14 protein-coding genes are annotated in these 23575 nt (G+C 77.2%); 2 read left to right on the forward strand and 12 right to left on the reverse strand.

Annotation, left to right across the window (positions count from 1 at the left end; genetic code table 11):
• Positions 1–107 precede the first annotated feature (107 nt).
• A complete protein-coding gene (locus tag AES38_RS10545; RefSeq protein ID WP_053774937.1) occupies positions 108–626 on the reverse strand; it encodes an OsmC family protein in 519 nt (172 codons plus the stop codon).
• A 71-nt stretch (positions 627–697) separates the two neighbouring features.
• Here AES38_RS10545 and gabT point away from each other — a divergent pair, with 71 nt between their 5' ends.
• Together gabT and AES38_RS10555 are read left to right on the forward strand one after the other, a co-directional pair.
• On the forward strand, positions 698–2113 hold the full coding sequence (gabT, locus tag AES38_RS10550; protein ID WP_053774938.1) for a 4-aminobutyrate--2-oxoglutarate transaminase: 1416 nt from the start codon (positions 698–700) through the stop codon (positions 2111–2113).
• A complete protein-coding gene (locus tag AES38_RS10555) occupies positions 2113–3123 on the forward strand; it encodes an asparaginase (protein ID WP_053774939.1) in 1011 nt (336 codons plus the stop codon). Before gabT ends, AES38_RS10555 begins: the two co-directional genes overlap by 1 nt.
• Here AES38_RS10555 and AES38_RS16335 read toward each other — a convergent pair.
• The 11 genes from AES38_RS16335 to AES38_RS10605 form a co-directional block, all read right to left on the reverse strand.
• Positions 3113–3718 (reverse strand): hypothetical protein, encoded by a 606-nt coding sequence (locus AES38_RS16335; RefSeq protein WP_256998806.1) that lies wholly within the window; start codon positions 3716–3718, stop codon positions 3113–3115. The genes AES38_RS10555 and AES38_RS16335 overlap by 11 nt on opposite strands.
• Entirely contained in the window at positions 3715–5148 is a 1434-nt protein-coding gene (locus tag AES38_RS16340) for an FtsK/SpoIIIE domain-containing protein (protein WP_256998807.1), read from the reverse strand. Before AES38_RS16340 ends, AES38_RS16335 begins: the two co-directional genes overlap by 4 nt.
• Positions 5149–6327: 1179 nt before the next feature.
• A complete protein-coding gene (locus AES38_RS10565) occupies positions 6328–8781 on the reverse strand; it encodes a transglutaminaseTgpA domain-containing protein (RefSeq protein WP_053774940.1) in 2454 nt (817 codons plus the stop codon).
• On the reverse strand, positions 8778–10280 hold the full coding sequence (locus AES38_RS10570; RefSeq protein WP_053774941.1) for a DUF58 domain-containing protein: 1503 nt from the start codon (positions 10278–10280) through the stop codon (positions 8778–8780). The genes AES38_RS10565 and AES38_RS10570 overlap by 4 nt, the downstream gene beginning before the upstream one ends.
• A complete protein-coding gene (locus AES38_RS10575; protein WP_053774942.1) occupies positions 10277–11278 on the reverse strand; it encodes an AAA family ATPase in 1002 nt (333 codons plus the stop codon). Before AES38_RS10575 ends, AES38_RS10570 begins: the two co-directional genes overlap by 4 nt.
• Before the next feature lie 59 nt (positions 11279–11337).
• Complete coding sequence (locus AES38_RS10580) at positions 11338–17322, reverse strand: Ig-like domain-containing protein (RefSeq protein ID WP_053774943.1); 5985 nt, start codon at positions 17320–17322, stop codon at positions 11338–11340.
• Positions 17319–18908: a serine/threonine-protein kinase gene (locus tag AES38_RS10585; protein WP_053774944.1), complete on the reverse strand. Its 1590-nt coding sequence runs from the start codon at positions 18906–18908 to the stop codon at positions 17319–17321. Before AES38_RS10585 ends, AES38_RS10580 begins: the two co-directional genes overlap by 4 nt.
• A 213-nt stretch (positions 18909–19121) precedes the next feature.
• Entirely contained in the window at positions 19122–20447 is a 1326-nt protein-coding gene (locus tag AES38_RS10590) for a citrate synthase (protein WP_072174636.1), read from the reverse strand.
• Positions 20448–20608: 161 nt separating this feature from the next.
• Positions 20609–21727: a succinyldiaminopimelate transaminase gene (dapC, locus tag AES38_RS10595; protein WP_053774945.1), complete on the reverse strand. Its 1119-nt coding sequence runs from the start codon at positions 21725–21727 to the stop codon at positions 20609–20611.
• A 5-nt stretch (positions 21728–21732) separates the two neighbouring features.
• The gene (fdxA, locus tag AES38_RS10600) at positions 21733–22053 is read right to left on the reverse strand and encodes a ferredoxin (protein ID WP_043674720.1); all 321 of its coding nucleotides are present in this window, start codon (positions 22051–22053) and stop codon (positions 21733–21735) included.
• 40 nt (positions 22054–22093) lie between these two features.
• The gene (locus tag AES38_RS10605) at positions 22094–23452 is read right to left on the reverse strand and encodes a PIG-L family deacetylase (protein WP_053774946.1); all 1359 of its coding nucleotides are present in this window, start codon (positions 23450–23452) and stop codon (positions 22094–22096) included.
• Positions 23453–23575: the final 123 nt, after the last annotated feature.

The raw sequence follows: 23575 nt of genomic DNA on the forward strand, positions 1-23575 counted from the left end.
AGTCGCTTTCATCGGCGCGCCGGACGCACCAGGTATGTGGGAGGGACCCGCACAGTCTGCCCGACGCGGCCGGGGGCCGCCTGACAGGGGTGGAACGGGAGCTGCCGTCAGCCGGCCGGGCGCTGGGGAGGACCCGGCGTCCCGGCCGTCGGGGCGCCCTCGACCACCGTGCGCGGCTCGTGGTGCACGGGGAAGGCGACGCTCGCCGCGATGAAGCACCGCTCGGAGGCGCCCTGGTGCAGCGAGGTGGCGAGCTCGACCTGGGCGGGATCCCGCACGGTGACGACGGGGCGCAGGGTGACCTCGACGAAGTGCCCGCCCCCGCCGTCCGTCTGGCGCATGGTGCCGGTGGGCTCGTCGCGGTAGCCGACGACGACGACGCCCGCGGCCGCGGCCGCGTGCAGGTAGCTGAGCAGGTGGCACTGCGCGAGCGCGGAGATGAGGGTCTCCTCGGGGTTCCAGCGGTCGACGTCGCCGCGGAACGGGCGGTCGGCGGATCCCAGGAGGTCGTGCTTCCCGGCGGCGCGCACGACGTGGTCGCGGCCGTAGGAGCGGTGGTCGGACGTGCCGGATCCGCGGTCGCCCGTCCACTCGAGGGACAGGGCGTAGCGGTGCTCGATCTGCATGGGATCACGCTAGCGGCCGGGCCCGCGGCCCTCCTGGATCCGGCGGCGCCCGCCGGTAGGATCGCCGGATCATGACAGACACCCTGGACTCCGCCCGCGTCGGCACCCCTGCCGGCTCCGCCACCGACTCCCCCGCCGCGTCCGCCCGGGACGCGCGCCCCGAGGTGCCGCAGGAGCGACGCATCGTGACGGAGATCCCCGGCCCGCTCTCCCGCGAGCTGCACGAGCGCCGGAAGCGCGTCGTGCCGCCCGGCGTCTCGTCGCTGCTGCCCGTCTACATCGCTCGCGCCCACGGCGCGGTCGTCGAGGACGTGGACGGCAACCGCTTCATCGACCTGGGCGCCGGCATCGGCGTGACCACCGTCGGCCACACGCGCCGGGAGGTCGTGGACGCCGCGACCGAGCAGCTCGGCGACGTGATCCACACGCTCTTCACCGTGACGCCGTACGAGGAGTACGTGCGCGTGGCGGAGCTGCTCGCGGAGCACACGCCCGGCACGCACGAGAAGCGCACCGTGCTCGTGAACTCGGGCGCGGAGGCCGTGGAGAACGGCGTGAAGATCGCGCGCAAGCACACGGGCCGTCGCGCGGTGGCGGTGCTCGACCACGGGTACCACGGCCGCACCAACCTGACGATGGCGATGAACTACAAGGCGTCGCCCTACGGCACCGGATTCGGGCCCTTCGCCGGCGACGTCTACCACGCGCCGAGCTCGTACCCCTATCACGACGGCCTCTCCGGGGCCGAGGCCGCGGCGCGCACCATCGCGTACCTCGAGAAGCGCATCGGCGCGAGCGACCTCGCGTGCGTGGTCGCCGAGCCCATCCAGGGCGAGGGCGGCTTCATGGTGCCCGCGGACGGCTTCCTCCCGGCGCTCCAGGAGTGGTGCACGGCGAACGGCGTGGTCTTCATCGCCGACGAGATCCAGTCGGGGCTCGCGCGCACCGGGCGCTTCTTCGCGAGCGAGCACCTCGGCCTCGTGCCGGACCTCGTGCTCACCGCCAAGGGCATCGCGGGCGGCCTGCCGCTCGCGGGCGTGACCGGCCGCGCCGAGATCATGGACTCGGCGCTCCCCGGCGGGCTCGGCGGCACGTTCGGCGGCAACCCCGTCGCGGCGGCGGCCGCCGTCGCCGTCTTCGAGGCGATCGAGGCGCACGGCCTGCTCGCCGAGGCGACGCGCATCGGCGACCACCTGCACCGTGCGCTCACGGCGCTGCAGCAGGAGCACGACATCATCGGCGACGTGCGCGGCATCGGCGCGATGACGGCGATCGAGCTCGTGCAGCAGGGCACCGGATCCACCACGAAGGAGCCGAACGCGGACGCCGTGGCGGCCATCGCCGCGTACTGCCACGCGCACGGCGTGATCATCCTCACGGCCGGGACGTACGGCAACGTCCTCCGCTTCCTGCCCAGCCTCGCGATCTCCGAGGAGCTGCTCGACGACGCCCTCGGCGTGATCGCCGACGCGTTCCGGGCGCTCTGATGGCGGCGACCGTCGAGACGATCCCCGTCCAGGGCGCCGTGGAGCTCGCGGTGCTCGACCGCAGCGGGTTCGTGGAGTCGCGCCACATCGGCGCGGCCGTCGTGCTCTCCGGCGAGGGCGAGGTGCTGCGCGAGGTCGGCGACGCCACCACGCCCGTCTTCCCGCGATCGAGCATGAAGCCGTTCCAGGCGCTCGCGGTGCTGGCGAGCGGCGCGGAGCTCACCGAGGAGGAGCACGTGCTCGCCACGGCCAGCCACGCGGCGACCGCGCGGCACGTGGAGGTGGTGCGCGGGATCCTCGCGAAGGCCGGGCTCGACGAGTCTGCCCTTCGCTGCCCCGCCGACTGGCCGCTCGACCGGGCCGCGCGCGACGAGCTCGTGCGCGCCGGGATCCCCGCCTCCCCCGTCTACATGAACTGCTCCGGCAAGCACGCCGCGATGCTGCTCGCGTGCACCACCAACGGGTGGTCGACCGAGGACTACCTGCACCCGGACCACCCCCTGCAGGTGCGGATCCGCGACGTGGTCGAGCGCTTCACGGGCGAGCGCATCGCGACGACCGGCGTGGACGGCTGCGGCGCGCCCGTGCACGCGATGTCGCTCACGGCGCTGGCGCGCGGGATCCACCGCATCGCCTCCTCCGCTCCCGGCTCGCCGTTCGCGCTGTACCGACACGCGGCCGCGCTCACGGCCGCCGTGCGCGCGCACGGCTGGGCCATCGACGGACCCGGCCGCGCGAACACCGTGGTGATCGAGCAGCTCGGGCTCTTCGCCAAGGGCGGGGCCGAGGGGATCATGATCATGACCGCTCCCGACGGGACCACCGTGGCGTCCAAGACGCTCGACGGGAGCCTCCGCGCATCCACCATCGTGGCGCTCGAGCTGCTCGCCGCGGCGGGTGCGATCACGCGCGACGACGTGGAGCGCGTGCGCCCCGACCTCGACCTCGTGGTGCTCGGCGGCGGCGTGCCCGTCGGCGAGATCCGGGTGTCGCCGACGCTCATCGGCTGACTCCTGCGGGCGACGCCGTCCCGGGCGGCGTCGCTCCGGCCGCCGTGCGCGGCGGCCACGTGGCGCGCCGCACGTCGCCGGCCGGGGTGACGAGCCACGCGCGTCCGGGGACGGGCGCGAGCGGTGGCGGCACCTGGCGGACGCGCAGAAGCGTGCGCACGTCCCGCGGCGCGCAGCCCTCGAGCACGACGCTGCCGGTGCGGCGGATGGCCGACAGGAGCGGGCCGCGCGGCAGCCAGCCGTCCGGATCCGCGACCACGACCGTGGGAGGCCTCGCGGGGCCCGGCTGCCAGCCCGGCGGCAGGTCGGCGGCCTCGACGGCGTCGACGCCGAGGGCGCGGAGGCGCGCGACGGCCGCGACGGGGGACGCCGTCACGAGGGCGTGAGCAGCGTCGGGGTCGAGGACCACGGGCGGCGCGGGATCCGACGCTCGGGCGGCGGACCCGTCCGTCGCGGGCGCGTCCGCGGGCGGCTGCGCCACCTGGATCCGCTCGCCGCGCCACTCCCCCGCGCCGGGGGTGGCCCGGGCGTCGTGGAGGCGCGCGTCCCCGCCCGCGAGGACGTGCTCCTGCCGGGTCGGCAACGGGAGGATCACGGGCGGGCCCGCGGCCGCGGACACGACCTGCAGCGGCCCGGCCGGGCGACGGCCGGCCACCGCGAGCGCCACCCCGCGGGCGGGCCCTCCCGGGCGATGACGCCGACGAGCTCGAGGAGCGCCGCCTGGTGCTCGGCCTCCAGGCGCGAGACGGCGACGTCGAGGTCGTCGACCAGGACGAGGAGCGGGTCCCTCCCGGCCCCGGGGTCGCGGATGCGGGCCACCACGGCGGTCAGCGCGTCCCAGCAGCCCTCCGGATCGGCGGGGACCGTCCGCGCCTCGACGCCGGTCGCGGTCGCGGATGCCGCGAGGGTGCGCAGGCAGGTGCTCCGGCCGGATCCCGGACCGCCGACCACGACCAGGTGCCCGTCCGTCGGGGGTCGCCAGACGGCCGTGGTGCGCCGCTGCTCCGCGGGCAGGTCGACGAGGGCGAAGGGCACCGCAGGGGGCCCGCCCGGGGATGCCCCGGGCGCGGACGCCGCCAGGTCGGCGAGCGGGACGACCGCGGGGAGCGGATCCAGCCACGGGCGCCGGACGGGCACCGAGGTGCACCGCGCGGCGGCGATGCGCGCGAGGTCGTCCGGGGTCGTGACCGCGACCTGGATGGGCCGGGCGGGAGCGCCGTGCGCGCCCACGAGGCACCGCCCGACCGGCGCGTCGGCGAGGCGCGCGGCCTCGACCGTGCCGAGGAGCGCTCGGCTGTCGGCCTCGTTGTTGACGCGGAGCGACAGCCGCAGGTCGCAGTTGGCGAGCACCGCGTCGCGCACGACGCCCGCCGGGCGCTGCGTGCAGAGGACCAGGTGCATGCCGAGCGAGCGGCCGCGGGCGGCGATGTCGGCGACGACCTCGTGCAGCCCGTCCTGGTCGGCGAGGAGGGCGGCGAGCTCGTCGACGACGATGACGAGGCGCGGCAGGATCCCGGTGGCGGCCGGATCGTCCACGTCGCGGGCGCCGGCCTCGCGCAGGGTCCGCTCCCGATGGCGGATCTCGGCGCGCAGGCTCTCGAGGGCCCGCCTGGCTCCCTGCCCGTCGAGGTCGGTGACCAGGCCGACCGCGTGCGGCAGGACGAGGAGCGGGTCGAACGCCGCTCCTCCCTTGAAGTCGACGAGGAGCACGGTGACCTCCTCGGGCGGGTGGGCCGCGGCGAGGGCCGCCATCCAGGTGACCAGCAGCTCGCTCTTGCCGCTGCCCGTCGTGCCCGCGACGACGGCGTGCGGGCCGTCGGCGACGAGGTCGACCGTGACGGGACCCGCGTGCCCGACGCCCACGACGGCCGCCAGGGTGCCCGGGCGGTCCGCCGCATCGACGGCGACGGGGAGGTCGGCGAACGGCACCCGCGCCGGGAGGGGCGGCCGGGCCGCCGCGAGCCCGCGGTGGCGGGCCAGCGCGGCCAGCTCGTCGGCGAGGCGCTCCACCTCCGTGAGGGACACGAGCTCGGGCCGCACCAGCCCGGTGCGGGTGAGCCGGGCGGACGCGTCGCCCGCGGGGACGGACGGCGCGTGCGGCGCGTCCCCCGCCGGGTCGGGCGGGAGCGGAGCGTCCGGCCCGGGGGCGCGGCCGGGGCGTGGGGCGCGGCGTCGGCCGCGAGGATCCGCGCGACGCCCGGACCGCGGACGTCGAGCACCGTGCGGCACGCGGCCGGGAGCGACTCGACCCGCGGCGCCGCGGCGAGCACCACCTCGCGCGCGCCGAGCCGGAGCCGCACGGCGGAGGCGCCCGGCTCCCCGGCGCGCCGGCGTCCGTGCGGAGGCCCTCCGCGGCGTGCGGAAGGCGCTCCAGCCAGTCCCACTCGGGGCCGGGCGGGCGGGACACGATGCGGAGGTCGTCCGGCGGGAGGGCGTGGACGAGCTGGACCACGGCGCCCCGCAGCACGGGCGCGACCAGGGCGGCGCCGCCGCGGAGCCCGAGCCCGCCCGTGGAGGCGACGAGGACGGGCGCGTCGGGGACCCAGCGGACGAGGTCCGTCCAGAGCGCGGGCTCGCCCGCCGTCGGCCCGGCACCGGAGGGCGACCGCCGCGCCCGCCACGCGCGCGGGCGGACGCGGCGACGGCCGGGCGCTGCCGCGACGGGCACGCGCGCCCGCGGATCCCCCCGCCAGACCAGCCCGCTCGGCACCTCGCCGATGCCGAGCGCGAGGACGGGCGCCGCCCCGCCACCGGCATCCGCCCGCCAGAGGAGCGCCGGGTTGGCGTGCCCGTCGAGGATCTCGCGGGCGGACGGCGCGCGGGACCGGAGCGCCGCGCCCGCGGCGGCGACGCGCGCCCGCACCTCGTCGTGCAGGCGCTCGGCCGCGGCCCGCGCCTCCCGCGCGGCGCGGCGGGCGGACCGGCGGCCGGAGATGCGCTGGTCGGCGACGCCCGCGACGGCGACCACGGGCCCCAGGGCCGCGAACAGCAGCGCGTACGGCGACCGCGTGACCGCCCAGACGGCGACGCTCACCACCAGCGGCGCCGCGACGCCGAGCACGGGGAACGGCGGCGGCGGGGCGGGCAGGGGCGACGGGGGCGGGCGATGTCCACGGGGCGACGACACCACGTCGCGCGCGCGGGACCGCGCGGGCGGACCGGATCCGGGGACGGCGGGCGGACGCGCCTCCTGGGGAGGGGACGTCAGCGACGCCGTCGGCGTCGAGCGGCGCGGGCGCCCGGGATGCCCCGACCGCCCCGCAGCGACGCGAGCGACACGAGCGCGCGCAGCCGCTGCCGCCGCGTCCGCCCGGCGTCCATGCGCGCGGCGAGCTCGTCGACGCGGCGCCAGGCCGCGTCGGCGAGCGGATCCGGCACGTCGCCCGGCGCGAACGCCGACTCGTCCGCCACGTCCGCGAGCCCGCGCGCGCCGCCGACGCCCGCGAGCCGCGCGACCTCGCGGCGGGTGGCGGCGACGGGCGGCACGAGGCCGCGGTCCGTCGCGCCGTCGCGGAACTCGTCCCACGCCCCGCCGACGCGGGCGCGCGCGTCCGGGGCACGGCGCCGGCGGCGTCGCCGACGGACCTTCGCGCCCACCACCGCGAGGAACGGCGAGGCCGCGAGTCCGAGCGCGAGGAGCGACCACCCCGCCACGCGCACGGCGGCGAGCACGGCCTGGAGCGCGGGATCCGCCTCCGGCCGGTCGTCCCGGCTCGCGTCGGGCGGCGTGCGGTCCTCGGGCTCGGCCTGCTCCTCGACGGGCGGCGGCAGCACGGTCTGCGGGCGGGCGACCTCGGTGGGCTCGTCGGGCAGGGCGTCGGGGACGTCGCGGACGGGCGGGTTCGGATCCACCGCGACCCAGCCGGAGGATGCCGTGTCCACCTCGATCCACGCGGTGACGTCGGATCCGCGGACCGCGACGGGCGCGCCGGCGGCCTCGCGCACGGCCGCCTCGCCGGGCGCGAAGCCCATGACGACGCGCACCGGGAAGCCGATGTCGTCGGCCAGGAGGGCGGCCGCGACCGCGTACTGCTCGGCGTCGCCCAGCATCGGCCGGGTGGTGAGGAGGTCGGCGATGCGCTCGGCGGAGTGCCCGGAGCGGCTGAACGGCGCGTCGCCCACGCCGTGGCTGACGTAGCCGTCGGCGCGGAGGGCGGAGATCGCGGCGACGAGCCGGGCCCCGGGCGCGGCGGACGTGCCGACGCCGGCGTCCGTGCCGCCCGCGGTCGCGCCGTCCGGGGCGGCGGTGGACGCCTCGACGCGGGCCTCGACCGCGTCCGGCACGCCGGTGGGCCGCGGGGCGACCGCGTCGCCCGGGCGCTCGTCCGCCAGGGACTCCAGCGGCGGCGTCGAGGCGACGACGGCCTCGAGCTCGTAGGCGTCGCCCGCGGCCAGGCCGCCGATCACGGCGCCCGTGGCCGTGGCGTCGTCGTAGTAGAAGGAGTCGGCGAGGCGCCCGTCGTCGCCCGCGAAGCCGATGCGCTCGAGGCGGCCCGCGCCCGGCAGCCACACGCCGCGGTACGCGTCGATGACGACGTCGAGGGTGACGCGGTCGCCCGGGACGCCCGTCTGGTCGAGGCGGTAGGGCACGCGCGCGAACGTCCCCGACGCCTGGCCGGTGCGCGACGCGGCGACGCTGCCGCGCGCGCCGCCCGTGCCGTAGACGACGCCGTCGTAGGTGTCGAGCGCGGCGAGCCGCACGCGGCCGCCCGCGGGGAGGCCGGCGACGGTGAGCAGCGTCTCGTCCGCGGTCGGCGCCTTCCAGTAGGTGCGGAAGGACGACAGCGGGCTGACCTGCTCGCGCGGGTCGAACGGCTGCTCGACCGCGGAGCGGAGGCCCGTGCGCGACGCCTCGGGCGGGGCCGCGGCCGTCGCGGCGACGCCGGCCACCAGGGCGACGGCGAGGACGACGACCGCGGAGATCCCCGCGCGCGTGCCCGAGCGGCGCCGGTCGGCGGCGGACTCCACGGGGATCCCGGACTGCCGGCCGAGGCGGCGGACGGCGCGGTGCCGGCGGCGCCAGCGGCAGCGGGCGATCCAGAGGAGGGCCGTCGCGAGCCACGCGAGCGCGAGCGGCAGGAGGAGGCCCGAGGCGTCGGGCGCGTCGGGGCCCTGGCTGCGGTCGGGGCCGAGGGCGGCGCCGAGGACGAGGATCACGAGGGACGGGATCACCGCGAGCTCGGGCCGCCGGCTGCGGAGCGCCACGGTGACGCCGATCGTGGACCCCAGCAGCACGAGCACGAACGCGGGCACGAGCAGCGCCTGGTAGTCGCCGACCGGGAGCGCGATGGTCAGCAGCCGCACGATGCCGAGGGACGCGCCCTCGACGAGCTCGCCGAGGCCGTCGAGCGTGGGCCGCCAGCCGTCCACCGCCCGCGACGGCACCGCGAGCGGCACGCCGAGCGCGAGGAACGCGACGACCACGGCGCCCGCGACGACGGCGCTCCCCCACCGCAGGCGCGCGCCCGCGACGGCCACGAGCGTGCCGACCGCGAGGGTGGCCCCCGCCATCCGGAGGAAGGACGCGTCGCGGTGCACGGGCCAGAAGGCGGCGGCGGCGAGGGCCGTGAGGAGGGCGATCGCGAGGACCGGGACGAGGGTGCGGCCGGGGTCGCGGGCCCCGGCGGGCACGCGGGGACGGCCGCGCGCCGCGCTCACGAGGCGCTCCGACGGAGCGCCTGGCGCAGGTCGTCGAGGTAGCCGATCCGGAGGACGCTGAGGTCGCCGAGGCGGCGGAGGCCGGGCTCCGCCTCGGGGTCGCAGACGACCGCGACCACCTGCACGCCGGGCGGGAAGCCGACCGCGGCCGAGCGGATCGCGGCGGGCGCGGCACCCGTGCCGCAGACGAGGAAGACGACGGAGACGCCCGCGACCTCGTCGGCCGCGGCGCGCGCGAGCTCCCCGAGCGGGGCCGCGCGGTCGTCCGCGCCGATCTCGGCGAGGTCGTCGAGGAGGCGGTCGCGCGACACGGTCGCGAGGCGGCGCAGGCGCGCGGAGCGGGAGGCGGCGGGGCCGGGCCGCCGGGCGGTGCGCGCGAGGCCGGGGAGCGTGGGGACGGTGGGCAGGCGACGGGGGCGCGCGCGGCCCCCGCGGTCGGCGCTCGCGACGACCGCGACGGTGCGCGCGTCGACGATGGCGCGCGCCCCCAGGGATCCGACGACGCTCACGGCGAGCTCGAACTCGGCGTCGGCGGTGGATCCGGGGAGCGCGCCCGCCGCGCGCCCGGCCGCGACCGTGGTGCCGCCCGCGGGGATCCCCGGCTCGCCGCCCGCCTGCGGCCCGCCGCCGGCGTCCTCCGCGTCCGCCGCCCCGTAGTCCGCCGCGTGCAGCGACAGCGCGACCATGATGTGGCTCCGCCGGGTCTCCTCGAACCGGCGCACCATGTGCACGCCGGTCTTCGCGGTGGACCGCCAGTGGATGTGCCGCACGGCGTCGCCCGGCACGTACTCGCGGAGCGACTGGAACGACACGTCGCTGTCGGTCAGGTCGCGCGTGGCCCGGCCCTCGAGGTCGCGGACGAAGCCCGTGCTGGTGCTCGGCATCGCGAGCGTGCGCGGGTGCACGAGCAGCCGGGTCGCGGCGGCCTCGGCGGACTCGCGGCGCACCAGCCCGATCGGGTCGCCGCGCACGATGCGGGCCGGCCCCAGGGCGATCACGCCGCGGCGCGAGGTGGGCACGACGAACACGTCCTCGTGGGTGTGGCCGTGCGCGAGCGAGGGCACGTGGATCTCGGCGAGCCCGGATCCCACGGGCACCTCGACCGTGAGGCCCACGGCCCGGCGCCGCAGCGGGTTCCGCACGGCGACCGTCGCGGGCGCGCGCTCCCCCGCCACGACGCGGTCGCGCGGGAGGCGGAGCGACACCTCGACGCCCGAGGACCCGACGAGGTGCAGGAGCGCGACGACCCACAGCGCCGCGGAGGTCCAGGCGACGGCGACGAGCTCTCGCCAGCCGAGCGCGTACCCGGCCGCGCCCGCGACGACCGCCGCGATGGCGACCACCCGGCCGAGGGGCGTGACCACCCCGAGGAGGCGGACGAGCGCGTTCCGGGGCGGGTCGGTCGCCGGCGGGGCGGCGACGCCCTCGGCGGCGGGCGATGCGGCGACGACGGGATCCGCGCCGGGACCGGGCCGGGCGCCCGTCCCGACCGCGCTCATCCGGCCGCGCCGTCGCCCGGGAACGGCGCCCCGGCGTGCCGGTCGCGAGGCGGCGCGGTCTCGATGAGGATCTGCGACAGCACGCTCGTGGGGGTCACGCCGTCGAACTCGGCCTCGGGATCCAGCAGCAGGCGGTGCGCGAGCACGGGCTCGGCGAGCGCCTTCACGTCGTCGGGCACCACGTAGTGCCGGCCGTCGGCGGCGGCCCAGGTGCGGGCGGCGCGCACGAGCGCGAGGGCGCCGCGCACGCTCGCGCCCAGCCGCACCTCGGGCGCGACGCGCGTCGCGTCGACGAGGCGCACCACGTAGTCGGCGATCGCGGGATCCACGTGCACCGTGCCCGCGCGCTCCTGCAGCGCCCGCACGGACGCGGCCGACGCGACGGGCGCGAGCGTCACGTCGTGCGCGCTCACGGACGCGCCCTGCAGGATCCGCAGCATCGACTCGTGGTCGGGGTACCCGATGGAGGTGCGCAGCAGGAACCGGTCGAGCTGCGCCTCGGGCAGCGCGTAGGTGCCCGCCTGCTCGATCGGGTTCTGGGTCGCGATGACCATGAACGGGTCGCCCACGTCGTGGGGCTCGCCGTCGACCGTGACGCGGCCCTCCTCCATCACCTCGAGGAGGGCCGACTGGGTCTTCGGGCTCGCGCGGTTGATCTCGTCGGCCAGCACGATGCTCGCGAACACCGGCCCGCGGTGGAACTCGAACTCGCCCGTCCGCTGGTCGTAGACGCTGACGCCCGTGATGTCGCCGGGCAGCACGTCGGGCGTGAACTGCACGCGGCTGTGCGTGCCGTCGACGGTCTGCGCCATGGCGCGCGCGAGCGAGGTCTTGCCGGTGCCGGGCACGTCCTCGAGCAGCAGGTGCCCGCCCGTGACCATGGCCGCGAACGCGAGGCGCACCACGTGGGACTTGCCGAGCAGCACCTGCTCCACGTTGCGCACGAGCCGGGCGAACTCGTCCTGGAAGGCGCGGGCCTCGTCGGCGGTCATCGTCATGGGGGCGTGCCTCTCGGGTGCGGCCGCATCCTCCGGCGGGAGGGCCGCGGGGTCGGCCGTCATCCGCGGTGGGCGTACGTGTACAGGGTGCCCGAGTTCGCGGTGACGCGCACCTCGAGGATCCGCTCGACGCCCGCCGGGATCGCGCAGGATCCGGCGGCGCCCGAGGACGCGTCGGTCCACGCGCCCTGGCCGCCGCAGCGCCGCTCGGTGCGGGCGTAGCCGCTGCCGGCGGGCGGCGTGGAGGTCCAGGAGACGGTCGCGCCGCCCGACGCGTCGGTCGCGAACCGCACGTCGCCGGCGCGCGCGTCCACGGCGGTGCCGGCGGTCACGGGATCCGACCAGCCGCTCGAGCGCGGGCGCCCGTCGCCCGAGTCCTCGACGACGCGCACCTGGATCGACGCCGCGGCGCCCGGGCGCGGCAGCGTGAGCGCCTGGCCGACGCCGACCGGCACGCCGTCGCCCTGGCCGTCGACGCGGTACAGCAGCGTCGCCGACGCGGAGGCGCTGCCCGGCCGGTAGCGCGCGTCGGCGAGCCGCGCCCGGAAGACGCCGTCGTCGGACGGGCGGTCGCCGCGCGGCGGGTCGACCGTGACGACGGGCGTGGAGGGCGCGGTGCGCGGCGTGAGCTCACCCGCGCCGACGACCGTGCACCCCTGGCTGTTGGCGGCGAGCACGGTGAACGCGACGGGCTGGTCGCTCGCGAGGCCCGTGAACACGTGGCTGGTCGCACCGCCCACGTCGACCGCGGGCCCGTGGTCGGCCGACCACGGCGTCACGCCCTCGGTGGCGACCGAGCAGCCGGGCGCGGACCCGGGGGCGTGCGCGGCGACGAGGTAGCGGATCCCGTCGACGCCCGGGCCGGAGAACGCCGGCCACGACACGGTGACGCGCGTCTCGTCCGCCGGGTCGGCGACCGCGGAGGGCGCGCCGGTCGCGGTCGGGGCGCCGCGGGGCGTGCCGACGACGGACGCCGCGAGCCACGCGGTCGCGTCCTGCACCTGGGCGCCGTTGCGCGCGGCCACGCTCACGGCGACGGGCACCTCGGCGACGAGCGACGGATCCCGCACCTCGACGCTCGTGGCGTCGGCGGCGACCTGCCGGGTGATGCCGCCGACCGTCACGACGTACTGGGTGACGGGACTCGACGACGACGGCACGGCGGACGGCTGCCACGAGACGCGGAGGCCGTCCGCGAGCGGCTGGGTGGCGAGGCCGGCGGGCGCCGCGGGGAGCACGTCGGACCAGAGGCCGGAGATCGCGACGGGGTCCGACTCCCCCACGCCGTTGACGGCCCGCACCTCCACCTGCACGGCGTCCGTCGGCCCGTTGCCCGGGGTGGGCACGGTGCAGGTCGTCGACGGGCAGGTCACGGTGGCGGTCGCCGTGCCGCCGCGGAGCACGCGCACCCGATAGCCGGTGACCGCGGACCCGTTGGCGACGCCCGGCTCGAACGCGACCGTCAGCGAGCGGTCGGCGAAGCCGGTGGCGCGCAGGGCCGTGACGGGCCCCGGGCGGTCCTGCACGTGGATCACGACGGTGCCGAACGCGGCCCGGCCCGCGTCGCCCGTGGCGTCGCGCACCTCGTACTGCACGCGCACGTCGCCGGGCTCCGCGTCGGCGGACGCGCTGACCGCGAGCGTGGCGCGGTCGGCGGACGGGGTCACGGTCACGCCCGCGGGGAGGCTCGCGCCGTCCGCGCCGCGGATGGAGGCGACCGTGAGCGGCGTGCCCGGGAACGGGTTGCCGGCCTGGTCGTTCGCGAGCACGTCGATGCTCGTGGTGGATCCGCGGGTGACGCTGCCCTCGTCCGTCGCGGGCTGCGCGAGCGGGCGGGTCGACGGCACGACCCGGAGGTCCACTCGGCCCGCGCGGCCCGTCTGCGTCGCGTCGCGGACGCGGACGGGGAACGAGGCCGCGGTGCCCGTCGGCACGCCCTCGTCCGCGGAGATCCGCAGCGTGCCGCCGTCGACCGTCGCGCGGAACCCGGCGGCGACGGCCCCGTCCACCGCGAACGCGAGCTGGCCGCGGTCGTCGGCGTACGGGTAGGTGGTGAGGCGGCCGAGGTCGATGTCCTTGGACTGCCCGGGCTCGAGGTCGATGACGGCGCCCGTGAACACGGGCGGCTGGTTCTCGGTGGGCGTGACGGTGACGGGCAGCACGAGCGCGGCCGTGCGCCCGCCGTCGCCGTCCGCGTCCGTCACCGTGAAGGAGATCGCCGCGGGCCCGAAGTACCCGGGCTCGCTGCGGTACGCGATGGCGTCCTCGTCCACGAGCTCGACCGGGCCGTCGGCGTGCGTCGCGGAGAGCGCGTTGGGGTCGGCGATCCGCACCGAGCGCCCGCCGGCCGCGACCACGTGGTCGTCGAGGTCGAGCACGAGCCGCTCCCCGCTCGCGACGGTGGGCCGCGGCTGGCCGACGCGCAGCTGCGGCAGCGTGTCCTCGAAGCCGGGCACCCAGATGAACGCGGTCGCGGAGATGGCGGGATCGTCGGGCTGCGCCACGGTGAAGGGGACGATGCGGCGCGCGTCGCCGACCTCCACGCGGATCCGCCCGTCGGGGGTCACGCGCGCCACGTCCTCGTAGCCCGCGCCCACGCTCACCACGAGCGCGGAGACGTCGCCCTCCGCGGAGAAGACGTTGCGCATCACGTCGACGTCGACGCTCGTGCGGTCGAGCACGTCCGAGAGCTGGAGCACGGTGTCGCGCGCGACGGGCCGGGTGGGCGGCGCGGCCGGATCCACGATGACCGTGAGGAACGCCTCGTCGGTGCCGCCGCGCTGGTTCCGCACGCCGTAGACGAAGCCGTAGCGGCCGGCCTGGTCGGGCGCGACGACGCGCACGGTGTCGCCGTCGAGCCCCGCGACGACGCCGGCGGCCTGCGGCTGCACGGAGACGAGCTCGAGGGCGCCGCCGTCCGGGTCCGTGTCGTTGGCGAGCACCTGCACGCGCAGCACCCGGCCGGGCCGCACGGTCACGGTGTCCGCGGTGGCGACGGGGTTGCGCGCGCCCTCGACGCGCGGGCTGATCCCCACGCGCACCGTGCCGTTCGCCCGCGCGCCCAGCCCGTCGACGACCGCGTAGCCGAACGCGTCGGTGCCGGTGGAGTAGTCGCCCGCCTGGTAGTCGATCCAGTCCGGCCCGACCTCGGTGACCTGGCCCTTCTCGGGCCCGGTGTCCTGCCCGAGGAGGCGCACGGAGTCGCCGTCGGGGTCGATGCCGGTGAGCGGCACGGGGATCCGCACGGTCTCGCCCGCGAGCACCCGCGCGGTGAGCGGGCGCGGCACGGGCGCCGCGTTGGTCGCGACGTCGGCCTCGCGCACCGAGATGGTGAGGGTCGCGGTCGCCCACTGGCCGTCGGGCGCGACGGCGCGGTAGACGGCCGTGTAGTCGCCCGTGCGGTCGGGCGCGAGGTAGCGCAGGCGGTCGTCGCTCGCGAAGAGGAGGCCGGCGCCCTCGGGCAGCGGGTCCACCAGCACGGGGTCGAGGCGCAGCGCGTCGCCGTCGGGCTGCTCGTCGTTGGCGAGCACGGGGACGTCGACCGCGTCGCCCACGCGCACCGCCACCCGGTCGTCGGTCGCGACGGGCGGTTGGCGCACGGCGGGCTCGGGCACCTCGATCACGGTGATGACGCCCTCGGCCTCGGCCACGCCGTTGCTCACCCGGTAGCCCACGTCCACCGGCCCGTCGAGCGGCCGGGTCAGGCTGATCCGCACCAGCCGCTGCTGCACGACCTCCGCCCGCACGCCCACGGCGTCGCCCGGGGAGGCCGCGTCGGTGATCACGAGCACGCCGCCCGCGGGGTCGAAGTCGGTGGCGAGCACGTCCACGTCGGTCGCCTGGAGCTCGCGCACGAACACGGTGTGCGGCACGGTCACGGGCCGGCCGTCGGACTCGGGCGCGCCGCGCACCTCGACCCGAACGACGCCCGTCGCGGTCGCGCGCCCGTCGGTCACCGTGTACTCGAGGAGGTGCGTGCCCACCTGGCCGCCCTGGAGGCGGAAGGTGCCGGCCTCGAGGTCGGGCGTGATCTGCACTCCGGCCCGCGCGGGCACGGCCGCCAGCCGGATCGCGCCGCTCCCGCCGCGCGCGTGCGCGAGCGGCTCCACCGTCACCTCGCGCCCGACCGCAGCCTGCACGACGAAGCCCTCGGCCACGAGCGGCACGTCGCCGGCCCGGCGCACGGTGACGACCAGCTCGCCGGATCCCTCCTCGCGCCCGTCGGACACATGGAGCGCGACCGTGCGCGTGTCGCCGCCGGCCCCCGCGTCCGCGTAGACCACGCGGCCCTCGGGCTTCCAGCTGACGACGTCCGGCAGGGCGACGCTCGCGCGCGTGAGGTACATCGGATCCCCGTCGGGGTCGTACCAGCCGCCCAGCACGTCGGCCTGGAGCCGGTCGCCCTCGGCCACCGTGCCCGTTGCGGGCCGCGCCTGGACGGGCGGCGCGTTCTCGTCGGCGGTGCGCACGGCCACGCGCACGTCGGCCGTCGCCGTGCCGCCGCGGCCGTCGCTCACGACGTAGGAGAGGCGCACCGTCCCGGACGCCTGCGGCCGGAGCGCGAGCTGGAGGCCCTGGCCCTCGTCCACGATGTCGACCGCGCCGACCTCCGCGTCGACGGGCGTGACGGAGTCGATGACGAGCACGTCGCCGTTCGGGTCGTGGTCGTTGAGGAGCACGGGCAGCGCGGTGGTGCGGCCGGGGCGCGCGCCGAGGTCGTCGTCCACCGCGACGGGCGGCTGCTGCACGCGATCGGCCTCGGGCGGGGTGTCGGCCGTGTTCTGCTCGACGACGGTGTCGGAGCGGTCGCGGTCGATGAGGTCCGACCAGTTGTCGATGCGGCCGTCGCCGCGCTGCACGGCCCACGCCGCCCCGCCGCGCACGTCGTTCAGCACCACGCGCGCGCCGTCGACCAGGAAGCGGAGGGCCGCCTGCGCCGGCATCGCGCCGAGGCCGCTCACGGCCCCGCGGTCGGTGCGCCGCGCGTCGCCCGCGACCTCGTCGGGGAGCGTCGCGGGGGCGAGGCAGCGCTGCCAGCCGGATCCGTCCGCCCAGCCCGCGTGCTCGCAGCCGGCGACGCGGACCGGACGCGCGGGGTCGCCCCGGACGTCCGCGGTGACGACCACGGGATCCCCGCCCGCGACCGGCACCTCCAGGAGCCCGCCCGTGTGCGCGACGAGCACGCCGCGGCCGTCCGCCGACGCGCGCTGCAGGGCGACGCGCGCGTCGGCGGCGACGGATCCGGCGAGGTCGACCGCGCGCCCGTCGACGAGGAGGGCGCGCGCGTCGGCGTCGTACAGCGCCCAGTGCCCGTCGACGCCCGTGAGCGCGAGGCGCTGCCCGGCCGGCCGGCCGGGATCCCCCGCCGCGACGGTCTCGCCCGCGACGGCCGCCGCCGGGTCGGCCGCGGCCTCCGCCTGCTCCTCCGTGGGCGCGCCCACCGGCCCGACGTCCACGGTCTCCTCGACCGTGTCGTCGGTCGCGGCGCGGATGCGCGAGAGCGTGCCCGCGTCGGCGGAGTACACGAGGAGCGTGCCGTCGTCGTCCATCGACGCGACCGCGTCCGCGCCGAGCGCGAGGGTCGGTGCGCTCGCGGCGTCGAACGCGGCGAGCCCGGCCACCGGCACGAGCCAGAGCTGGCCGGTGGCGGGCACGAGGATCGCGGCGCGCGACCCGGCGAGCATGACCTCGGCGCCCGCGGGCAGCGGCGCCGTGTCGACCACCTCGCTCGTCGCGTCGTCCACCACGTCGAGGCGGGAGGCGCCGCGGTCGGCGAGCAGCACGGTGGATCCCCCCTGCAGCACGTCGATGTCCTCGCTGCGGGAGTCGACGACGCTGTCGAGCTCGAGCACGGACGTGTTGGCGCGGCCGATCGCCTGCTGCGCGGAGTTGACGACCCACACCGAGCCGTCGTCGAGGTCGACGCGCTGCGCGTCGTAGCCGTCGGAGACGAGGGCGAAGCCCGTGAGGAGGGCGAGCACGACGGCCCCGCCCGTGACGGTCGTCGCGGCCTGGCGGTGGCGGCGGATCCAGTCGCGGATCATCGCGGCAGCTCCGCGCACTTCTCGGTCGACGCCGCCCCGGCGATGCCGTCGCGCGTGACGGTGACCCGGATGCAGGCGCGGTCGCCCGTGCCCGTCGCGCCGGCCGCGCCGCTCGTCACGCGGAACGAGGTGTCGCGCTGCGTGCTCGGCAGGCCGCCGTCGCGCACCACCTGGTACGCGTCGTCGGCGTCGAGGCCCGGGTCGCTCCAGGAGAACAGCACCCCGTCGGCGACGGCGGATGCGCGGATCTCGCCGACCACGGGGATGTCGCGCGCGGCGGTGCCGCCGCCGGAGCCGCCGAGCAGCACGCCGACGAGCACGCTCGCGACGACCGCGCCGGACGCCGCCGCGACGAGCGCGATGCGGTGCCGGGCGATGTAGGACCGGGGGCGGGACGCCGCGGATCGGCCGGGGACGGACGCGCCGACGGGCCCGGATCCGGAGCGGCCGACCGACGCGGACGCCGCGCGCACCGGATCCGACGCCGACGCCGTCGACGGACCGCCCGAGCGCACGCCGACGCCGCCGATGACCGCACGCGCGGCGGGCGCGCCGCCGCGACCCGGGGTCGCGCGTCCCGCGGTGGCGGTGGCCTTCCGCCGCGCACGGCGCACGCCGCCCGCGCCCGCGGCCCCCGGATCCACCTGCACGATGCCGCGCACGCGCGTGGGGTCGTCGTCCTCGTCGTCGCCCGCCCGCACCGCGGACGCCCAGTCCTCGCTCGCGACCTCGAGGGGCGTCTGCGCGAGCCGCAGCTCCGCCTCCACCGCCTGCAGCTCGCGCACGAACGCCAGCGCCGACTCCGCACGTGCCGACGGGTCGCGCGACATGGAGCGGCGCAGCACCAGCTCGAGCCGCTCGGGCACGTCGGCGCGCCCGGTCGGCAGCGGCCGGGCCCGCTGGATCCGGGCCACGAGGTCGGCGGGCGCGTTCTGCCCGCCGGGCACCTCGAAGGGGCTGCGGCCGGCGAGCAGCGAGTAGACGGTGGCCGCGAGCGACCACACCTCGCTCCGCACGGTGCCCGGGCTCTCCTCGGCGAGCACCTCGGGCGCCGACCACGGGATCGACAGGCCCACCGCGTCGGTCGCCGCCGCGTCCTCGAGCGTGGACGCGATGCCGAAGTCGCTGAGCACGGGGTGCCCGAACGCGGTCGTGAGGATGTTCGCGGGCTTGATGTCGCGGTGCAGCACGCCGGCGCGGTGGGCGGTCTCCACGGCGCTCGCGATGCGGATCCCGATGCGCAGCGCCTCGGCGACGCCCAGCGGCTCGCGCCGGTACCGGTCGCTGAGGCTCGACGAGCACAGCTCCATCACGAGATACGGGCGCCCGTCGGCGGCGACGGACGCCTGGTGCACGGTGAGCACCGACGGGTGCGCGCTCAGCTGCGCCATGAGGTCGGCCTCGGCGCGGAACATGGCGCGCAGCCGGTCGGTCACGATCTCGGCGAGCATGACCTTCACGGCGACCTGGCGCCGCGGCATGTCCTGCTCGTAGAGGAACACGTCGGCGAAGCCGCCGGATCCGAGGACCGTCACGTACGCGAACCCCGGCAGCACCGGCGGGGACGACGGCAGGCGTCTGGCCATGGCCCCCTCTTCGGGTCGGGACCGACGGCAGGGGCTGTTGCGGGCGGCGGGTGGATCGTGCGCTCTTCGATCGAGTCTAGGTCGCCGATCCGCGCGGGTACACGGGTCGGCGGCCTCCTGGCGCCCCCTCTTCGGGAGCGTCCGTGACGCCGGCGGGACCGCTGCGTGACGCACCCTGGAGGGTCGTCGCGCCGCGGCGGGACCGGCGCCGCGTCAGTCGCGCTGCGGCAGGTCGCGCGCGCCCTGGCCGATGTAGAGCTGCTGCGGGCGGCCGATCTTCGTCGACCGGTCCTCGTTCATCTCGCGCCAGTGCGCGATCCAGCCGGGCAGGCGCCCGATGGTGAACAGCGCCGTGAACATGCGCGTGGGGAAGCCCATCGCCTTGTAGATGACGCCCGTGTAGAAGTCCACGTTCGGGTAGAGCTTCCGCTCGATGAAGTAGTCGTCCGCGAGCGCGACGGCCTCGAGCTCCTTGGCGATGTCGAGCAGCGGGTCCTGGATCCCGAGGGCCTCCAGCACCTCGTCGGCGCTCTCCTTCACGAGGCGGGCGCGCGGGTCGAAGTTCTTGTAGACGCGGTGCCCGAAGCCCATGAGGCGGACGCCGTCCTCCTTGTTCTTCACGCGCTCCACGTAGCGGTCGACGCCCTCGCCGGAGTCGCGGATGCGGCCGAGCATCGAGAGCACCGCCTCGTTCGCGCCGCCGTGCAGCGGGCCGAAGAGCGCGCCGATGCCGGCGGAGACGGAGGAGAACATGTTCGCCTCGGTGGATCCGACGAGCCGCACGGTCGACGTCGACGCGTTCTGCTCGTGGTCCTCGTGCAGGATCAGCAGGCGCTCGAGCGCGCGGCTGACCACGGGGTCCACCTGGTACGGCTCGGCGTTGTTGCCGAAGTTCAGGCGGAGGAAGTTGTCGACGAACGACAGCGAGTTGTCCGGGTAGAGGAAGGCCTGGCCGAGGCTCTTCTTGTGCGCGTACGCCGCGATGACCGGCAGCTTCGCCAGCAGGCGGAGCGTCGAGATCTCGACCTGCTCGGGGTCGTGGACGCTCAGCGAGTCCTCGTAGTAGGTGGAGAGCGCGGACACGGCGCTCGAGAGCACCGACATGGGGTGCGCGTTGGTGGGCAGGGCGCGGAACAGGCCCTTGAAGTCCTCGTGCAGGAGCGTGTGGCGGCGGATGTCGTCCTCGAACCCGCCCAGCTCGTCGCTCGTGGGCAGCTCGCCGTGGATGAGGAGCCAGGCCACCTCGAGGTAGCTGGAGTTCCGCGCGAGCTGCTCGATCGGGTAGCCGCGGTAGCGGAGGATGCCCTGCTCGCCGTCGATGTAGGTGATGGCCGATCGGGTCGACGCGGTGTTGACGAAGCCGTTGTCGAGGGTGGTGAGGCCGGTGCTCTTCGTGAGCCCCGAGATGTCGATGCTCGACGCGCCGTCGACCGCGGGGAGGATGGGGAACTCCACCCGGCCGCCCGGGTACGTCAGGGTCGCGGTCGGCTTCTCCTCCGCCGTCGGCTTCTGGTCCGCCTGCTGCCCGCCATCGGTCACGGCGCCTCCTCGAGTCTGGTGTGGAAGGCCCGGGGGGATGCGCGCCGCCGGGCGCTCGTGGCGCCGTCGCGGCGTCGGGATCCGAGCCGACTACAGCCTAAAGGGCCGACAGGGACACTGTCGCCTCCGCCAGCATCCGGCCGGATCCGTTGGAGGTCGTGCTACGCGGCGGCGACGGCGCCCGCGCGGAGGCGCTCGGCGGCGGCCCGGACGCGCTCGTCCGTCGCGGTGAGCGACAGGCGCACGTGCTCGGGCGACGCGTCGCCGTAGAACGGGCCGGGGCCCGCGAGGATCCCGAGGTCGGCGAGCTGGGCGATGCCCTCCCAGGCGTCACGGCCGCGCGTCGCCCAGAGGTAGAGGCCGGCCTCGCTGCGATCGATGCGCCAGCCGGCGTCCTCGAGCGCGGGCCGGAGCACGGCGCGGCGGGCGCGGTAGAGCTCGCGCTGGGCGCGCACGTGGGCGTCGTCGCCGAGCGCCACCGTCATGGCGTGCTGGAGGGGCGCGGGCGGCAGGAGCCCGGCGTGCTTGCGGACGCGGATCAGCCGGGCGATGAGCTCCCGGTCGCCCGCGACGAGCGCGGCCCGGTAGCCCGCGAGGTTCGACTGCTTGCTCAGCGAGTAGAGCGCGAGGACGCCGGAGTGGTCGTCGCCGACCACGCGCGCGTCGAGGATCGAGGGCGTCGGCCCGTCGGACCACTCCCCCTCCCAGCCGAGCTCGGCGTAGCACTCGTCGCTCGCGATCACGGCGCCGAGCTCGCGGGCGCGGGCCACGGCGGCGCGCAGCTCGTCGACGCCGAGCACGCGGCCGTCGGGGTTGCCGGGCGAGTTGAGCCACACGAGGCGCGTGCGCGCGGGCCACTCCGCGGGGTCGTCCGCGGGCACGCTCTCGGCGCCCGCGAGCGCCGCGCCCACCGCGTAGGTGGGGTACGCGACCCGCGGGTGGACGACCGCGTCGCCCTCGCCGAGGCCGAGCATGAACGGCAGCCAGGCCACCATCTCCTTCGACCCGATGGTCGGCAGCACCTGGTCGGCGCCGACGGTCGCGTTCCGGCGCCGGGCGTGCCAGTCGACCATCGCCTGCCGGAGCTCCGGCGTGCCGACCGTGGTCGGGTACGCGTGCGCGTCGGTGGCCCAGGCGAGCGCGTCGCGGATGAGCGTCGGCGTCGGGTCCACGGGCGACCCGATGCTGAGGTCGACCAGGCCGTCGGGGTGCCGGGCGGCCCGCTCGGCGTACGGGGCCATGAGGTCCCAGGGGTAGTCGGGGAGCTCGCCGAGGGCCACGCGCGTCAGCCGTTCTGGGGCGGGAGCGCGGCGATGACGGGGTGGTCGGAGTGCGTGACGCCGACCTTGGTGGCGCCGCCGGGCGAGCCCATCTCCGCGAAGAACTCGACGTTCGCGGTGTAGTAGTCGCTCCAGCGCTCGGGCAGGTCGTCCTCGTAGTAGATCGCCTCGACGGGGCACACGGGCTCGCAGGCACCGCAGTCCACGCACTCGTCCGGGTGGATGTAGAGCGACCGCTCGCCCTCGTAGATGCAGTCCACCGGGCACTCGTCGATGCAGGCGCGGTCCTTCACGTCGACACAGGGCAGGGCGATGACGTAGGTCACTTCGGGCGGGTCCTTCCGGGAGCGGTGCGGCCCGACGAGTCTACGCGGCGCGGGACGGCGTCCCGGCCGCGGGCCGCTCGCCGGATGCCGCACCGGGGGCGGCGTCCGGGCCCGCTCCGGCGTCGGCGGGGCGCCGCGCGAACCGGGGCCAGACGACCACGGCGGCGACGAGGATCGCGGGCGCGATCGCCCACACCTGGCTCAGGCCGTCGTCCGGGAAGAGCACGGATCCGCTCGGGCCGCGCGTGCCGAGCACCGCCACCGCCGCGACGACCCCGAGGCCGAGGCACAGCGCGTGCAGCCGGTCGACGAGGAGCAGGCGGAACGCGACCAGGAGGCACGCGAGCGTGACGAGGGCGAGCGCGAGGCCGATCGGCAGCGCGATCGGGCCGACGGGGAGCGTCGCCCGGTGCGCGGCCGTGCCGACCGCGCCCACCAGGATCCCGAGCACGAGGGAGGCGAGCGCGGTGCCGACGCGCTGGGCGCCGCGCGGCGGCCGGGGTGCGTCGTCGTCGGGCGCGGCGCCCGCCGGCCGGTGCAGCCGGAACATCTCCACGGGCGAGATGGGCGCGCCGATGCCGTGCGACAGCGCGAACTGGTCGCCGTCGACCACGGTCTGCGTGCGGTGGGCGGCGATCGCGCGGATCTTGGCGTCGAGCACCTCGGACGCGTCCACGGTCAGGTCGACCTGGTCGTCCGGCAGCACGAGCGTGCCCGCCGGATCCGGGTCGGGGGCGGGGAACCGGCCGCGCGCGCGGACGAGCTCGTGCGCCTCGCGGGCCGACGACGCGGTCGTGGTGATGAGGTACGCGGGCACCCCCGCCTCCTCCGCCGCCCAGGTCGCGATGACGTGCGTGCGCACGTGGTCCGGGTGGCCGTACCCGCCGTGGTCGTCGTACGTGATGACGCTCGTGGCGTCGACGTCGGCGATGACGGCGAGCACGTCGCGCGCCTCGTCGGCCTCGTCGCCCGCGCACAGCGAGTCGGGATCCAGCGGGCGGAGGGCGACGGGGACGCCGTCGTCGCCCCACTCCATGCCGGAGTCGACGTAGCGGCGCGGCTCGAGGCCGCGCCAGCGCGCGTCGGGGTCACCGAGGAAGCGGTGGTCGGTGACGCCGAGGGCCGCCATGGCCTCGGCCAGCTCGGTCTCGCGGTGGTCGGCGAGCGCGCGGAGGTCGCCCTCGAGGTGCCGCATGTCCTCGGGGATCACGTCGCCGCGCTCCCCGCGCGTGCAGGTGAGGACGGTGACCGGGACGCCGTCCCGGACGAGGCGCGCGATGGTGCCGCCCGTGACGATGCTCTCGTCGTCGGGGTGCGCGTGCACGAGGAGCACGTGCTCGCGCTCGGGACGGCGGGTGCGGGCAGCCCGATCGGGGCGTCGGGACGTGCCGGGGATCATCCGGCGATCCTAGCCGCGGCCCGCGCGGCCGATGCTGGGCGCCCGTCGGGGGACGGCGACTGGACGCGTCCCGGCCCCCGCGCTACTGTGCACGAGGTAAGGCAAGCCTCACCTACATTTCCC

The sequence above is a fragment of the Clavibacter capsici genome (genome assembly GCF_001280205.1).
Taxonomy (GTDB): Bacteria; Actinomycetota; Actinomycetes; order Actinomycetales; family Microbacteriaceae; genus Clavibacter; species Clavibacter capsici.

Coding starts and splice junctions, on each gene's coding strand:
- AES38_RS10545 (WP_053774937.1), bottom strand. CDS start 626: ATGCAGATCGAGCACCGCTACGCCCTGTCCCTCGAGTGGACGGGCGAC.
- gabT (WP_053774938.1), top strand. CDS start 698: ATGACAGACACCCTGGACTCCGCCCGCGTCGGCACCCCTGCCGGCTCC.
- AES38_RS10555 (WP_053774939.1), top strand. CDS start 2,113: ATGGCGGCGACCGTCGAGACGATCCCCGTCCAGGGCGCCGTGGAGCTC.
- AES38_RS10570 (WP_053774941.1), bottom strand. CDS start 10,280: ATGAGCGCGGTCGGGACGGGCGCCCGGCCCGGTCCCGGCGCGGATCCC.
- AES38_RS10575 (WP_053774942.1), bottom strand. CDS start 11,278: ATGACGATGACCGCCGACGAGGCCCGCGCCTTCCAGGACGAGTTCGCC.
- AES38_RS10580 (WP_053774943.1), bottom strand. CDS start 17,322: ATGATCCGCGACTGGATCCGCCGCCACCGCCAGGCCGCGACGACCGTC.
- AES38_RS10585 (WP_053774944.1), bottom strand. CDS start 18,908: ATGGCCAGACGCCTGCCGTCGTCCCCGCCGGTGCTGCCGGGGTTCGCG.
- AES38_RS10605 (WP_053774946.1), bottom strand. CDS start 23,452: ATGATCCCCGGCACGTCCCGACGCCCCGATCGGGCTGCCCGCACCCGC.